Below are 14,978 nucleotides of genomic sequence, written 5' to 3'. Positions count from 1 at the left end.
GAATGGGCGCAAACGATACGAAGATCCTCTCTGCACTGCGTGTATACATCGAGGGTATACACCGCATGTATAGTGCTCCACATGTCCATCAGTCACGCACTCCTCGGCCTCCTGGAGGCCGGTCCCCGGCACGGCTACGACCTCAAGCGGGCCTTCGACGAAAGATTCGGCCACGACCGGCCGCTCGCCTACGGACAGGTCTACTCGACCATGTCCCGGCTGCTGAAGAACGGCCTCGTCGAGGTCGACGGGGTGGAGAGCGGTGGCGGTCCCGAGCGCAAGCGGTACGCGATCACCGACGCCGGCGTCACCGACGTCGAGGGCTGGCTCGCCCAGCCCGAGAAGCCCGAGCCGTACCTCCAGAGCACGCTCTACACCAAGATCGTGCTCGCACTGCTCACCGGCCGCAGCGCCCAGGAGCTCCTGGACACCCAGCGCTCCGAGCACCTGCGCCTGATGCGCGTCCTCACCCACCGCAAGCGCAAGGGGGACCTCGCGGACCAGCTGGTCTGCGACCACGCCCTGTTCCACCTCGAAGCCGACCTGAGGTGGCTCGAACTCACCGCCGCCCGCCTCGACCAGCTCGCCCAGGAGGTACGCCGATGACCCCGTCCGGCACTCTGCTCAGCGCCACGGACCTGCGCAAGGCGTACGGAACCACCAACGCCCTCGACGGCGCCGAATTCTCCATCCACGCCGGCGAGGTCGTCGCCGTGATGGGCCCCTCCGGCTCGGGCAAGTCGACCCTGCTGCACTGCCTCGCCGGCATCGTCACCCCCGACTCCGGCACCATCACCTACGCCGGCCGCGAGCTCTCCGCCATGAACGACGCCGAGCGCAGCGCGCTGCGCCGCGGGGAGTTCGGCTTCGTCTTCCAGTTCGGCCAGCTCGTCCCCGAGCTGACCTGCGTGGAGAACGTCGCCCTGCCGCTGCGCCTGACCGGCGTCAAGCGCAAGGAGGCCGAGCGCACCGCCCTCCAGTGGATGGAGCGGCTCCAGGTCGACGACCTGCGCGGCAAGCGCCCCGGCGAGGTCTCCGGCGGCCAGGGCCAGCGCGTGGCCGTCGCCCGCGCCCTCGTCAGCAGCCCCCGGCTGATATTCGCCGACGAGCCCACCGGGGCCCTGGACTCCCTCAACGGAGAGCTGGTGATGCGACTGCTCACCGACGCCGCCCGCGCCACGAACGCCGCCGTCGTCCTCGTCACGCACGAGACCCGCGTGGCCGCGTACTCCGACCGCGAGATCGTCGTGCGCGACGGCAAGTCCCGCGACATGGAGCGCGCCATATGAGTGACGCCAAGCACAGCGGCCCCGGCGATTCCCGGAGGCCCGGCGGCACCGGCGCCCCCGTCCGCCCCGGCGAGCAGGGCGCGCTCCGCGTCTGGGGCCGCGACCTCGCGCTCGGCGTCCGCTTCGCCTTCGGCGGCGGCCGCGAGGGCTGGATCCGCACCCTGCTCACCGGTGTGGGTGTCGGCCTCGGTGTCGCCCTGCTGCTCGTCACCAGCGCGGTCCCGAGCGCCCTGGCCGCCCGCGACGCGCGCGCCGACGCCCGCCGGACGCCCGACGTGTCCATCTCTGTACAGCCCGGCCCGGACACCCTGCTGATCGCCGAGGTCAATCAGTCCTACCACTCGTACGGGGCCGACGGGCGTCTCGTGCAGCCGGAGGGACCGGACGCCCCCCTTCCGCCCGGTGTGAAGAAGTTCCCCGGCGCCGGCGAACTGGTCGTCTCCCCCGCCCTCGACCGGCTGATGAAGACCGACGAGGGCAAGCTGCTGCGCGACCGCCTCGACGGGAAGATCGTCTCGACGATCGGCGACGCGGGCCTGGTGGGCCCCGGCGACCTCTACTTCTACGCGGGCAGCGACCGACTCACCGAACTCCAGAAGATCACGCCCCAGTACGTCCAGCGGATCACCGCCTTCGCGAACACGCTGCAGGAGGAGGGGCTCGACCCCGTCCTCACGCTCCTCGTGGTGCTGACCTTCGTCGCCCTGCTGATGCCGGTCGCCGTGTTCATCGGCGCCGCCGTGCGCTTCGGCGGCGACCGCCGCGACCGCCGGCTCGCCGCACTGCGCCTGGTCGGCGCCGACGGCCGGATGGTCCACCGGATCGCCGCGGGCGAGGCCCTCGCCGGATCGCTGATCGGCCTGGTCCTGGGCACCGGTTTCTTCCTGGCCGCCCGTCAGCTGGCCCCGGTCCTGGACCTCCACCGGCGCAGCGTCTTCCCCGCCGACCTCGACCCGGCGCCCTGGCTCGCCGCGCTCATCGCGCTGGCCGTACCCGCCGCGGCCGTCGCCGTGACCCTCTTCGCCCTGCGCGGTGTGGTCATCGAGCCGCTCGGCGTGGTCCGTACGGCGGCCCCGAGCAGGCGCCGGATCTGGTGGCGGCTGGTGCTCCCGCTGGCCGGACTCGGCCTGCTGGCCCCGATGATGGGCCGCGGCAACGACGGCGGACAGTTCAACCAGTGGCAGGTCTCGGGCGGCGTGGTCCTGCTCCTCGTCGGCATCACCGTCCTGCTCCCCTGGGTGCTGGAACGCGTGGTCGGCCGCATCGGCGGCGCGGGCCCGGTCTCCTGGCAGCTCGCCGCCCGCCGGCTCCAGCTCACCAGCGGCAGCGCCGCCCGGCTGGTCAACGGCATCGCCGTCGCGGTCGCGGGAGCCATCGCCCTGCAGATGCTCTTCGCCGGCACCGAGGGCTCGTACAGCCGTGACACCGGCCAGGACCCCACCCGGGCATCGATCTCCGTCCTGATGCGCTCCCCGAGCGGGGGCGAGCCCCTCGCCCGGGCCATGAACGGGACCAAGGGCGTCACCCGGGCCGTCGCGCTGGGCTCCACCTCCGCCGGGCGCGGCACGGGCATGGAGTACGAGGACGCCTCGACGACGGTGACGATGGGCACCTGCGCCGCCCTCAAGGAGGTCGCGGAGCTGCCCTCCTGCAAGGACGGCGACGCCTTCGTCATCGACGGCGCGGGCGCGCGCCCCAGCATGGGCGGCGACACCGCCCGGCCGGGCGACAAGCTGTTCGCGGGCAACATCCACGGCAACGAGGGCGAAGCCCCGGTCCCCTGGACCGTGCCCGCCGACGCCCGGACCGTGAAGGCCCGCACGGACCCCCTCGGGGGGCTGCTCACCGGCGTGCTGGCCACCCCGGCCGTCGCCCCGAAGGGCATGGGCGGTTTCCAGTCCGCCCAGGTGTTCGTGATGCTGGACCCGAAGGTGCCCGACGCGATGGAACTGGCCCGGAGCACCTCCTTCAAGGTCGACCCGCTGTCCGTGCCGATGACCTTGCGGGCCACCGCGGTCAGCGACCGCTACTCCTCCATCCGGACCGGCCTGTTCGTGGGCTCCGTCCTGGTGCTGATGCTGATCGGCGCCAGCCTGCTGGTCTCCCAGCTGGAGCAGCTGCGCGAGCGCAAGAAGCTGCTGTCCGCGCTGGTCGCCTTCGGCACCAAACGGTCCACGCTCAGCCTGTCCGTGCTGTGGCAGACCGCCCTGCCGATCGGCCTCGGCCTGGCCCTGGCCACGGTGATCGGGCTCGCGCTCGGCCTGGTGCTGATGCAGATGGCCAGCGTCCCGCTCCACATCTCCTGGACCTCGATCCTGGCGATGATCGGCACCGGCGCGGGCGTGGCCGTCCTGGTCACCCTGCTCAGCCTGCCGGCGCTGTTGCGCCTGATGCGCCCGGACGGGCTGCGCACGGAGTAACCGCCCGCGCGCGCAGTCCCGTACGCCGTACGCCCGCTCTCAGTCGGTCAGCCAGACGGGGAGCGGGCGTACGGCTTCGCGCAGCGCGTCGGCGACGGCCCGGAACTCCTCCTCGCGGGCCGTGCCGGTCCGCATCGCCAGCGCGATCCGCCGCGAGGGGGCGGGTTCGGTGAAGTACCCGGTGGCCAGCTGCTCGTTGCGGGCTGTCTCCAGCCGCAGCGCGGTGCGCGGCAACAGTGTGACGCCGAGCCCCCCGGCGACCAGTTGTACGAGGGTGGACAGCCCGGCGGCGGTCGTGGTGACGTCCGCCCCGGCGGTGCGTCCCGCGTCGTGGCAGATGTCGAGGGCCTGGTCGCGCAGGCAGTGCCCTTCGTCGAGCAGCAGCAGCTGCAGGCACCGCAGTTCCTCGCGCGGGATGTCCCGGCGGCCGGCGAGCGGATGTTCGCGCGGCACGAGCAGGACGAAGTCCTCGTCGAAGAGCGGCAGTTCGGTGACCCCGGGGACCCCGAGCGGTACGGCGAGGAGCAGCAGGTCGAGCCGTCCGCCGGCCAGCCCCTCCAGCAGCGAGGACGTCTGCTCCTCGTGCACCTGGAGGTCGAGGCGGGGATAGCGCCGGTGGAAGAGCCCGAGCACGGTCGGCAGCAGGTACGGGGCCACGGTGGGGATCACCCCGAACCGCAGCACTCCGGTGAAGGGGGCCCGCACCGCCTCGGCTTCCTCCAGCAGTCCGCCCATGGCGTCGAGCACGGCCCGCGCCCGGACCGCGATCCGCTCCCCGGCCGGCGAGAGCAGCACCTTGCGCGTGGTCCGCTCCAGCAGCCGCACCCCGAGCGCCTCCTCCAGCGCGGACACGGAGCCCGAGAGCGCGGGCTGGCTCATCCCGATGGCGGCTGCCGCGTCCCTGAAGTGCAGGTGCTCGGCGACGGCGGCGAAGGCCCGCAGCTGCGCGAGCGTCGCCTGTTTCACTCCCCTGCTACTCACAGCCACTGATAGGCACCTCCGATCACTGCGCACAAGACTAGCTATTTCCGCAATCAATGCAGCTGTGCCAGCATGTGAGATACGTCCAACCCCCACGGAAAGCCCTCAAAAAGGTCACTTTCCTGTCCGCAAGGAGAGCACGTGCTCACTGTCGGTGACAAGTTCCCCACCTACGATCTGACCGCTTGTGTTTCGCTGGAGGCCGGAGCCGAGTTCGCGCAGATCGACCACAAGACCTACGAGGGCAAGTGGCGCGTGGTGTTCTTCTGGCCTGCGGACTTCACCTTCGTGTGCCCGACCGAGATCGCCGCATTCGGCAAGCTGAACGACGAGTTCGCCGACCGCGACGCCCAGATCCTCGGCGTCTCTGGCGACTCCGAGTACGTCCACCACGCCTGGCGCAAGGACCACGCCGACCTGCGTGACCTGCCCTTCCCGATGCTGGCCGACTCCAAGCACGAGCTCATGAAGGACTGCGGAATCCAGGGCGAGGACGGCTTCGCCAAGCGCGCCGTCTTCATCGTGGACCCGAACAACGAGATCCAGTTCTCCATGGTGACCGCCGGCTCCGTGGGCCGTAACCCCAAGGAGGTCCTGCGGGTCCTCGACGCCCTGCAGACCGACGAGCTGTGCCCCTGCAACTGGAACAAGGGTGAGAGCACCCTCGACGCCGGCGCGCTGCTGGCCGGTGAGTGAGCGATGTCCCTCGACTCCCTCAAGTCCGCCATACCGGACTACGCCAAGGACCTGAAGCTGAACCTCGGCTCGGTCATCGGCAACCAGGACACCCTCACCCTGCAGCAGCTGTGGGGCACCGTCCTGTCCTGCGCCATCGCCGCGCGCTCCCCGCGCGTCCTGCGTGAGCTGGAGCCGGAGGCGAAGGCGGCCCTGTCGCCGGAGGCGTACACCGCCGCCAAGTCCGCCGCCGCGATCATGGGGATGAACAACGTCTTCTACCGCACCCGCCACCTGCTCTCCGACCCGGAGTACGGCAACCTGCGCGCGGGCCTGCGGATGAACGTCATCGGCAACCCGGGCGTGGAGAAGGTCGACTTCGAGCTGTGGTCGCTCGCCGTCTCCGCGATCAACGGCTGCGGCCAGTGCCTGGACTCGCACGAGCAGGTCCTGCGCAAGGCCGGCATGGACCGCGAGACGGTCCAGGAGGCCTTCAAGATCGCCTCGGTGATCCAGGCAGTGGCCGTCACCCTCGACTCCGAGGCCGCCCTCGCGGGCGAGTGACACCCCGCACGCGTACCAGTGCCCCCGCAGCCGATCCAGGCCGCGGGGGCACTGCCGCACGTTCGGTTGGCATGTTCCGCCTCCGGGACACAGGGCTGGTCCCGCCCTACGATGTCGGCCTCGACGGCAACCGCCAGGAGAGGCCATGTCTGCCGCAGCGGTCGAGCACCCCTCGGCCGACGAACCGCCGGAGTCCCCGCTCGAAACGGCCGACCGGCTCATGAAGCAGTTCCCCGGCCACCGCCCCCGACGACACGCGCAGACGGCCTGACGCCGGCTACCGCCGCAGCTTCGCCATCAGGATCCGCATGTCCTCGATCATCGCCGCGCCGATCGCGTCCTCGTCGACGCCGGAGGGCCGGTCACCGTCGGTCCCGTACCACTCCACCGTCAGCGTGAAGACCGCGCCGCCGTCGAGCACCATGAGCCGCTCCCCCTCGCCCGCGTAGTAGTGGTCGAGCAGCGCCCGGTCGCCGAGCCCCGCCACCTCGCGGCGCTCCTCGAGGTCCAGCCGGGTCGCCGAGGTCGCCCCCGGGCCGGTGGCGAACTCCGTCTGCGGGTCGATCTCCTTGTGCAGCTCGACCAGCGCCTGGGCGCCGTACGCGAGGGTGTCTCCCTTGTCCCACGGTATGGCCAGGCGGCAGTACGCCCAGTCCTGCGCGGGGGCAACGCCCTGGCTGCTGCCGCCGACTCCCTCGACGGGCCGGCCGACGGCCTGGGCGACCGTCTTGAGCTCGGCCTCTTTGCACAGGTCGCCGGAGTGCCGGTAGTCGATGCGCGGTGTCGCGGAAAAACGATCCTGCACCGCCAGGGTGCCCGCCCACACCGCCGAGGCCACCACCGCCCCGCCCAGCGCCCACAGCCACGGCGCACGCGGTATCCGTACCCGCTCGCGCTCCCGCGGCCGGTCCGGCAGCGCCTCCTGCGCCCGTACCGTCGTGTCCCAGTCCCCGTCGATCTCGGGTTCGCCGATCATCCCCGTGCCCCGCCCCTCGCCCTCGCCCCTCGCGCCCTACTGTGCAGCGCCTTCATCAGGCCGTGCATGTCCTCGATCATCGCAGCCTGGATCGCGTCGGAATCGGGCTTCGGCGGATCTTCCGGGGGGCCGGTCCCGGCGCTCACCGGGGCCTCGCCCGTTCCGCCGTCGCCGCCGTCGCCGCCCGTCCAGGCCGTCACGTCGAGGGTGAACACCGCTCCCCCGTCGAGCACGGTCAGCCGCCACCACCTCCCGTACTCCGCCTCCGAGATCAGCGCCCGGTCCCCGAGCCCCGCCACCGACCGCAGGTCCGGCGTGCCCGCGCCGATCCAGTCCACCACCCCGGGGTCCGCGCCGAACTCCGGGGCGGGATCGGTCCGTTTGTGCAGCGCCACCGAGACCTGGGCCTCGTACGAGAGCCAGTACCCGGGCTCGTCCGATCCGGGAGGCGGCTTACGGACCACGCAGAGCGCCCGGTCCACGCCCGGGTGCTCCCACCGCCGCGGGGTGTAGTCCCACCCGGCGGTCTGCGTCAGCCGGGCCAGCGCGGGCAGCTTCGCCCCGTCGCACAGACTCGGCGTCAGCGCGTACCGCAGCGGCGGGCGGTGGTCCTGCGGGCTCACCGCCCACCAGGCGCCGGCCCAGAGCGCGGAGGCGAGCAGGGCGCCGCCGAGCGCCCACCGCCAGGGCCCCGGCCCGGGCCGCAGGAGCCGCACTCCACGCACCCGTGGGGCGAGCGCGTCGTGCGGTTCGAGGGGTTCGTGGGGGACGGGTGCGCCCCGTGGAGCGTGCGGCCCGTGCACCTCGCGCGGCTCCGGCGAGCCGCCGGACCCGCCGTCGAACTCAGGCTCCGATATCACCCTCGCGCGTCTCCTCAGCCTCGGAAACCGCCTGCCCCAGGCCCGTCGCCCCGTGCGGCGCGGGGCCGACCGGGGAGAGCCCCTGGTGGAGCTGTTCGTGGGAGTAGGCCCGCAGGTAGCCGACCACGGAGTTGGTGACCGCTACCAGCGGAACGGCGACCACCGCTCCCCCGATGCCGGCGACCATGCCGCCGGCCGCCACCGACAGCACCACCGCGAGCGGGTGCACCCGTACCGCCCTGCCCAGGATGAAGGGCTGGAGCACGTGGCCCTCGATCTGCTGCACGGCCAGGACCACCAGCAGCACCATCAGCGCGGTGAACGGCCCCTGGGTCACCAGGGCCACGACCACGGCCAGGGCGCCGCTCATCACGGCGCCGACGAGCGGGATGAAGGCGAACAGGAAGATGAAGACGGCGAGCGGCACGGCCATCGTCACGTCGAGGAAGTAGAGCCCGAGGCCGATGAACACGGCGTCGATGAGCGCCACCAGGACCGTGCCGCGCACGTACGCGGTCAGGGTGCGCCAGGCGCGCGGACCGGCGCCGGCGACGCCCGGGCGGGCGGCCGACGGGAGCAGGCCCAGCGTCCAGGTCCAGATGCGCTTGCCGTCGTAGAGCAGGAAGAGCGTGGAGAACATCGCGAGCAGCATGCCGGTCAGCACTTCGACGAGGACCGTGACGCCTTGCAGTCCGGCGCTGGTGATCTGCTCGGTGTTGGTGCCGATGGTCTCGCTGAGGTTCTTGGCGATCTCGTTGATCTGCTTCTCGGTCACGTGGAACGGACTGTCCAGTGCCCAGAGTTTGAGGTCGTTGATGCCTTCGCGGAGGCGGTCGGACAGCTGGTCGAGGTTGTCCATGACCTGCCAGACGACGAACCAGCCGACCAGGCCGATGACCACGAACCCGAGGATCGCGGTGAGGGCGGTGGCCAGGCCGCGCGGCATGCCGAGGCGGCGCAGGCGGACCACGAAGGGCTGGAGCAGGGCGGTGACGAGGAGGGCCGCGGCGAAGGCGAGGACGACCAGGCGGACTTCGCTGATCACCCTCATCACGACCCAGAGCATCCCGGCGAGCAGCAGCAGCCGCCAGCTCGCCTCCGCGGCGACGCGCACGCCCCACGGGATGACGCTCACCGGGTCCGGCTTGGTGGGGGCGGCGTACCCGGCGGTGGGGTGCGGCGGGGGTTCCTGGCCCGGGGACGTGGACGCGGGGTCCATGTCGGTCGTCGCGGTGCCGGGCGCCCGGGATCCGGCGTCATGGGTGGGGCGAGGTGGGTGTGCGGGGTGGGGCGGGTACGGGGGACGCACCGGCAGGTCTCCGGAGGTCTCGGCCTCGACTTCCGCGCGCCGCTCCGCGAGCCGGGCCTCCACGCGGCTCAGCTTGTTCCCGATTCGGCCGATCCAGCCTGCCGTCTTCGCCATGTCGTTCCCTTCCCCTCGCCTTGCACCGCCTGCCCGGACAAGCCTCGGGGCACACCTCGAAAGACCGTACACGCGAGAGCCCCGCACCGTAGGACGGTGCGGGGCTCCTCGGGGTTGAGGCGCGCGGACGCGCTCTCGAACTGGCGGCTAGTACCAGCCGTTGGCCTGGTGGAAGCTCCAGGCTCCGCACGGGCCGCCGTACTTCTTGTTCATGTAGTTCAGACCCCACTCGATCTGGGTGGCGGGGTTGGTGCGCCAGTCGGCACCGGCCGAGGCCATCTTCGAACCGGGCAGGGCCTGGACGAGACCGTAGGCGCCCGAAGACTTGTTCACGGCCAGGTAGTTCCAGGTGGATTCCTGGTTGATGATGTTGGAGAAGCACTGGAACTGCCCCGCCGGCACCATCTGCCGGGCGATGTCCTTGACCTGGCCGACCGTGTAGGAGGCCTGGGGCGCGAAGTCGGAGCCGTCGCGGGCGGCCGAACGGCTGGCGGCCTGCTCCTTCTCGTCGCGCTCCTTCTTCGCCTTCTCGTCCGCAGCCTTCTGGGCGTCGGCCTTCTTGGACTTGGCGTCCTGGGCGGCCTGGATCCGGGCCGCCTCCTCCGCCGAGCGCTTGGCGTCGACGTCGGCGGCCTGGGCGAGGGTGTCGGCCTGCTGCGTCAGGGACGCGTTCTGGACCTGAGCCTGGTCGCCGACCGGGATGTCAGTGAGGAGAGTCGTCCCGGACGCGGTCGTCTCAAGGTCGTTCGAGGCGGGGTCGCCAGTGGCAACGCCCACGACTGCGCCGACGGTGGTGACCGCCGTGGCCGAAGCCACTGCGAATCCCCGAACCGAGATCCGGCTCACACGGTGTCCTTCCAGCAGCGTCCGCAGTGACCGCGCGGGCGCAAGATTGCCCCTCGACACTGGCCTCCATGGTGGTTCGATCACTGGAGACGCGGGCCCGTGGGCAACTCCCTTGCGGAAGCGCCGCGTGTTGCTCCGGGCGGCATACGGCGATCAGTTGTGGAGTTAGTGGTGCTGCGCGCATCTCACGGGAGATACAGGTGTGCCGTATGCGGGGCCTGACGGAGAACAGACTCTGCCGGACCTGGACGCCGCACGGCAATTTTTTCGTTGCGTGTGAAAGGTCACACCAGGCATGGAGCCACTGATTCCGTCGAAGCACTGTGCACGAAGGCGCCGCCCGGCTAGGCTTTCAGGCCTTTGCCGGACGGCGCCAACTCGCCTTCCCGTTATGGGGGTTATACCCGATTTGTCACTTCACCGGCCTTACAGGTTCTCCAGCATCTCGGTGACCAGCGCGGCGATCGGGGAGCGCTCGGAACGGGTCAGCGTCACGTGCGCGAAGAGCGGATGCCCCTTCAGCTTCTCGACCACCGCGACGACTCCGTCGTACCGGCCGACCCGCAGGTTGTCCCGCTGGGCCACGTCGTGGGTGAGAACCACCCGCGAATTGGCCCCGATCCGGGACAGAACGGTCAACAGGACATTGCGCTCGAGCGACTGGGCCTCGTCCACGATCACGAAGGCGTCGTGCAACGAGCGGCCGCGGATGTGCGTGAGCGGCAGGACCTCCAGCATCCCCCGGTTCAGCACCTCCTCGATGACATCGCGCCCGGCGACCGCCGAGAGGGTGTCGAACACCGCCTGGGCCCAGGGGCTCATCTTCTCGGAGGCGTCCCCGGGGAGGTAGCCGAGGTCCTGGCCGCCGACCGCGTACAGCGGCCGGAAGACCATCACCTTCTGGTGCTGCCTCCGCTCCAGCACGGCCTCCAGGCCCGCGCACAGCGCCAGCGCCGACTTTCCGGTGCCGGCCCGGCCGCCCATCGAGATGATCCCGATCTCGGGATCGAGGAGGAGGTCGAGCGCGATCCGCTGCTCGGCGCTGCGGCCGTGCAGCCCGAAGGCCTCCCGGTCGCCCTTGACGAGCCGTACGTTCCCGTCGGAAGTGACCCGGCCCAGCGCCTTGCCGCGCTCGGACTGGATGACCAGGCCCGTGTGGACGGGCATTTCCGCGGCTTCGGGGATGTAGAGGCGGTCCTCGGAGTAGAGGAGGTCCACCTGCTCCCCGGAGAGGGACAGCTCGCTCATGCCGGTCCAGCCGGCATCGGTGATGGCGAGCTCCGCGCGGTACTCCTCCGCGATCAGCCCCACGGAGGAGGCCTTGATGCGCAGGGGGAGATCCTTCGAGACGACCGTGACGTCGTATCCCTCGGCCTGCAGATTGCGGGCGACCGCGAGGATCCGCGAATCGTTGTCCCCCAGTCGGAAGCCGGCGGGGAGGACGCTCTGATCGGAGTGGTTGAGCTCGACACGCAGGGTGCCACCCAGATCGCCCAGCGGGATGGGTGCGTCGAGGCGACCATAGCGAACCCGGAAGTCGTCGAGCAGGCGCAGGGCCTGACGTGCGAAGTAGCCGAGTTCGGGATGGTGCCGCTTGGCCTCCAGCTCGGTGATCACCACGATCGGGAGCACTACCTCGTGCTCTTCGAAGCGGGTGATCGCGTTGGGGTCTGCCAGCAGGACGCTGGTGTCGAGGACGTAGGTCCGCCTGTCAGGCAGACGGCTCTTTGTGCTGGTCACCACGGAAGGACGTACCCCCTCGGAAGAGGTCGGGCCATGAAGACCGGACCGGTCATCGGCACCCATGCGCGGGCCGACTCCCGGCCCTCCACTCCGTCCGTGCGAGCCGCACGTGCGTCCTGGTGCAAAGGGCCTCCCGGGCGGACGACCCCATGCCGTCCGCTGAGACTCGACACCCGTGGACCGGGCATCGACCTGGAAGGGATATTCCCCGATTGGGTCCAGCCATGCCACGGCATATGACGCACACGGGGTGAATCCCTGGTGAAGGCATTCTACGGAGGGTCCCGGGAGGCGGGAAGTGTGTGCTGGAGCACTAGGACGGCGCGCCGCGGAAGACTCCGGGCGCGCCGTGGCAATGCCGAGGGGGTTTCAGATATTCGCTGGTCAGATGCCATACGGCGGTCGACCGGGGCCTGTCGGGCGGGTCAGCTTCCGTAGCGCCGGTGTCGCGCGGCGTAGTCACGGAGCGCGCGCAGGAAGTCGACTTTCCGGAAAGCGGGCCAGAAGACTTCGCAGAAGTAATACTCGGAGTGCGCGCTCTGCCACAGCATGAATCCGGACAGGCGCTGTTCGCCGCTGGTACGGATCACGAGGTCCGGGTCGGGCTGGCCGCGCGTGTAGAGGTGCTCCGCGATGTGGTCGATGTCGAGGATCTCGGCGAGCTCCTCGAAGGAGGTGCCCTTCGAGGCGTGCTCCAGCAGGAGCGAGCGGACCGCGTCGGCGATCTCCTGGCGGCCGCCGTAGCCGACGGCGACGTTGACGAGTATTCCGTCGACGCCGCGGGTGCCCTCCTCGGCCTCCTTCAGGACGCTCTGCGTACCGGCGGGCAGGATGTCGAGGTTGCCCACGTGGTGGACGCGCCAGCGGCCGTCGGCGGCGAGGCCGCGCACCGTGTTCTCGATGATGTTGAGGAGCGGACGGAGCTCGACCTCGGGCCGGTCCAGGTTGTCGGTGGAGAGCATCCACAGGGTGACGACCTCGACGTCCGTCTCGGTGCACCAGCCCAGCATCTCGGAGATCTTGTCGGCTCCGGCCTGGTGGCCCTGTTCCGTGGTACCTCCGGACGCCTTCGCCCAGCGGCGGTTCCCGTCCAGAATGACGCCGATGTGCTTGGGCGCCGCGTCATGGTCGAGGCGGCCTTCCACCCGGCGTGCGTAGAGCCTGTACACCAGGTCGCGCAGCTTCACGATCTTCCAGCCCCTCCGTGCGATGCCCCCGTGCCAAATGCGGTCCCCCCCGAGTCGGCCACATTACTGCGCGGCGGGATCGGGTACCCAACTCGGTCCTGTCGCACGTCCGTGATAGGGAGGACAACGTGACTGAAAACAATCCCTATCGGGCAGAGCCCTCGCGCTACGACTCCATGGAGTACCGACGCACCGGCCGCAGCGGCCTCAAGCTCCCCGCGATCTCCCTGGGCCTCTGGCACAACTTCGGCGACGACAAGTCCCTGGAGTCCCAGCGGGAGATCCTGCGCCGCGCCTTCGACCTCGGCGTCACCCACTTCGACCTGGCGAACAACTACGGGCCGCCCCCCGGCTCGGCCGAGCTGAACTTCGGCAAGATCTTCGCGCAGGACTTCGCACCCCACCGCGAGGAGCTGGTGCTCTCCACCAAGGCCGGCTACCTCATGCACGAGGGCCCGTACGGCGAATGGGGCAGCCGGAAGTACCTCCTCGGCTCGCTGGACGCCTCCCTGAAGCGGATGGGCGTCGACTACGTCGACATCTTCTACTCGCACCGCTTCGACCCGCAGACCCCGCTGGAGGAGACCATGGGCGCGCTGGCGTCCGCGGTCCAGCAGGGCAAGGCGCTGTACGTGGGCGTGTCCTCGTACACCGCGGAGCAGACGGCGGAAGCGGCCCGGCTGCTGACGGGGATGGGGATCCGTCCCCTCATCCACCAGCCCTCCTACTCCATGATCAACCGCTGGACGGAGGACGACGGCCTGCTGGACACCCTGGAGGAGGCCGGCATGGGCTGCATCTCCTTCGTGCCGCTCGCGCAGGGGCTGCTGACGGGCAAGTACCTCAAGGGCATCCCGGAGGGCTCGCGGGCCACGCAGGGCAAGTCCCTCAACCCGGACCTGCTCTCGGACGAGGTGGTCCGCCGGCTGAACGGGCTGAACGAGATCGCGGCCCGGCGCGGGCAGTCGCTGGCCCAGCTGGCGCTCACCTGGGTGCTGCGCGACGAACGGATGACCTCGGCGCTGATCGGCGCGTCCAGCGTGAAGCAGCTCGAGGAGAACGTGGCTTCCCTGTCCGGCGCACCGCTGTCGGCGGAGGAGCTGAAGGAGATCGACTCCTTCGCGGTGTCCACCCCCGGCGCCAACATCTGGGCCCAGCGGGGTTGACCTGCCGCTTTGGCCTGCGTGCCGCGGGCACGAAAAACGGGCCGGTCCGTGGGGGGGATACGGACCGGCCCGAGGGGGGGGTTCCACCATAACCCTTCGTAAAGCCTGCTGCGTGCACCGCCGCGCCATGATTACGCTCCGGAGCCGCCCGGCAGCACTCCGATGAGCCGAAACGGCCCCACAGCCCTTGCGGGGACCGGCCCCCGGGCCCGTTAGGCCCTCCTGCGGCCGTACCTCCCAGGGGGGACCCCGCTCAGTGCGCCGGCTTGACGCCGAAGCCCGTACCGATCGGCGGTGCGACCCCCGGGGCCTGTCGTCAGACTCCCGTCCGCCGCACGACTGGCCCTAGGGTGGCCCGCATGGGGAAGAGCGGACAGTGGCGCGACGGCTGGGCCGTGCTCGGTGTGGGCCCGGGGGCGGACCCGGGGGCGGAACCGGAGGCGGAACCGGGGGCGGACCGGGGGGCGCCGGCCGAGCGGGCCGTGGACGTGGCCGTGGAAGTGGCCGCCTCCTACCGGGCCCGGACGCGGGGGCTGCTCGGGCGGGACGGGATCGAGGGGGCGATGCTCCTGACCCCGGCCGCGAGCGTGCACACCTTCCGGATGCGCTTCGCCATCGACGTGGCGCACCTGGACCGCCGGCTCACAGTCATCGCACTGACCACCATGGCCCCCGGCCGGCTCGGGATCCCCCGGCTCCGCGCCCGCCACGTCCTGGAGGCCGAGGCCGGATCCATGGCCGCCTGGGGCCTTCGCGTGGGGTCCACGCTCCGGCTCCGTCTCAACTCGCGCTAGGCGCCACACCGCCCCGGCGGTAGGTTGGGGCGGTTGAGCTGGGGTGGCAGGGGA

At 70.9% G+C, this 14,978-nt stretch carries 15 protein-coding genes; 8 read left to right on the top strand and 7 right to left on the bottom strand.

All coding sequences use genetic code 11. The features are described from left to right. Positions 1–81: 81 nt before the first annotated feature. From OG389_RS24335 to OG389_RS24325, 3 genes are read left to right on the top strand one after another with little or no spacing between them, the layout of a single operon-like run. Positions 82–606: a PadR family transcriptional regulator gene (locus tag OG389_RS24335; protein ID WP_328300568.1), complete on the top strand. Its 525-nt coding sequence runs from the start codon at positions 82–84 to the stop codon at positions 604–606. After that, complete coding sequence (locus OG389_RS24330) at positions 603–1,289, top strand: ABC transporter ATP-binding protein (protein WP_328300567.1); 687 nt, start codon at positions 603–605, stop codon at positions 1,287–1,289. The genes OG389_RS24335 and OG389_RS24330 overlap by 4 nt, the downstream gene beginning before the upstream one ends. Continuing rightward, entirely contained in the window at positions 1,286–3,709 is a 2,424-nt protein-coding gene (locus OG389_RS24325) for an ABC transporter permease (protein ID WP_328300566.1), read from the top strand. Before OG389_RS24330 ends, OG389_RS24325 begins: the two co-directional genes overlap by 4 nt. Before the next feature lie 39 nt (positions 3,710–3,748). Here OG389_RS24325 and OG389_RS24320 read toward each other — a convergent pair whose 3' ends face one another. Continuing rightward, a complete protein-coding gene (locus OG389_RS24320) occupies positions 3,749–4,696 on the bottom strand; it encodes a hydrogen peroxide-inducible genes activator (protein ID WP_328300565.1) in 948 nt (315 codons plus the stop codon). A gap of 135 nt (positions 4,697–4,831) precedes the next feature. On the opposite strand from OG389_RS24320, the gene OG389_RS24315 reads away from it, so the two are divergent. From OG389_RS24315 to OG389_RS24305, 3 genes are all read left to right on the top strand, one after another. After that, the gene (locus tag OG389_RS24315; protein WP_328300564.1) at positions 4,832–5,386 is read left to right on the top strand and encodes a peroxiredoxin; all 555 of its coding nucleotides are present in this window, start codon (positions 4,832–4,834) and stop codon (positions 5,384–5,386) included. A 3-nt stretch (positions 5,387–5,389) separates the two neighbouring features. After that, the gene (locus OG389_RS24310) at positions 5,390–5,929 is read left to right on the top strand and encodes an alkyl hydroperoxide reductase (protein WP_328300563.1); all 540 of its coding nucleotides are present in this window, start codon (positions 5,390–5,392) and stop codon (positions 5,927–5,929) included. 145 nt (positions 5,930–6,074) lie between these two features. Continuing rightward, positions 6,075–6,200: a hypothetical protein gene (locus tag OG389_RS24305; protein ID WP_443059330.1), complete on the top strand. Its 126-nt coding sequence runs from the start codon at positions 6,075–6,077 to the stop codon at positions 6,198–6,200. A gap of 6 nt (positions 6,201–6,206) precedes the next feature. On the opposite strand, the gene OG389_RS24300 is transcribed toward OG389_RS24305, so the two are convergent. The 6 genes from OG389_RS24300 to OG389_RS24275 form a co-directional block, all read right to left on the bottom strand. Beyond that, a complete protein-coding gene (locus OG389_RS24300) occupies positions 6,207–6,905 on the bottom strand; it encodes a hypothetical protein (RefSeq protein WP_328300562.1) in 699 nt (232 codons plus the stop codon). Beyond that, positions 6,902–7,765 carry a hypothetical protein gene (locus tag OG389_RS24295; protein ID WP_328300561.1) on the bottom strand — a complete coding sequence of 288 codons (864 nt, stop codon included), beginning with the start codon at positions 7,763–7,765 and terminating at the stop codon, positions 6,902–6,904. Before OG389_RS24295 ends, OG389_RS24300 begins: the two co-directional genes overlap by 4 nt. Next, positions 7,749–9,188, bottom strand: a complete 1,440-nt coding sequence (locus tag OG389_RS24290) for an AI-2E family transporter (protein ID WP_328300560.1) — start codon at positions 9,186–9,188, stop codon at positions 7,749–7,751. Before OG389_RS24290 ends, OG389_RS24295 begins: the two co-directional genes overlap by 17 nt. A gap of 147 nt (positions 9,189–9,335) precedes the next feature. Continuing rightward, on the bottom strand, positions 9,336–10,034 hold the full coding sequence (locus OG389_RS24285; protein ID WP_443059329.1) for a transglycosylase SLT domain-containing protein: 699 nt from the start codon (positions 10,032–10,034) through the stop codon (positions 9,336–9,338). 426 nt (positions 10,035–10,460) lie between these two features. Beyond that, entirely contained in the window at positions 10,461–11,777 is a 1,317-nt protein-coding gene (locus OG389_RS24280; RefSeq protein ID WP_328300559.1) for a PhoH family protein, read from the bottom strand. A gap of 425 nt (positions 11,778–12,202) precedes the next feature. Next, positions 12,203–12,964 (bottom strand): isoprenyl transferase, encoded by a 762-nt coding sequence (locus tag OG389_RS24275; protein ID WP_328300558.1) that lies wholly within the window; start codon positions 12,962–12,964, stop codon positions 12,203–12,205. Between the two features lie 128 nt (positions 12,965–13,092). On the opposite strand from OG389_RS24275, the gene mgrA reads away from it, so the two are divergent. Continuing rightward, complete coding sequence (mgrA, locus tag OG389_RS24270; RefSeq protein WP_328300557.1) at positions 13,093–14,130, top strand: L-glyceraldehyde 3-phosphate reductase; 1,038 nt, start codon at positions 13,093–13,095, stop codon at positions 14,128–14,130. A gap of 359 nt (positions 14,131–14,489) precedes the next feature. Continuing rightward, positions 14,490–14,924 carry a DUF192 domain-containing protein gene (locus OG389_RS24265; protein WP_328300556.1) on the top strand — a complete coding sequence of 145 codons (435 nt, stop codon included), beginning with the start codon at positions 14,490–14,492 and terminating at the stop codon, positions 14,922–14,924. The last annotated feature ends 54 nt before the right edge of the window (positions 14,925–14,978 follow it).

Origin of the sequence: Streptomyces sp. NBC_00435, from assembly GCF_036014235.1 — a bacterium.
Classification (GTDB): Bacteria; Actinomycetota; Actinomycetes; order Streptomycetales; family Streptomycetaceae; genus Streptomyces.
The sequence above is the reverse complement of the archived record's forward strand: the minus strand, read 5'-3'. Positions and strand labels throughout refer to the sequence as shown.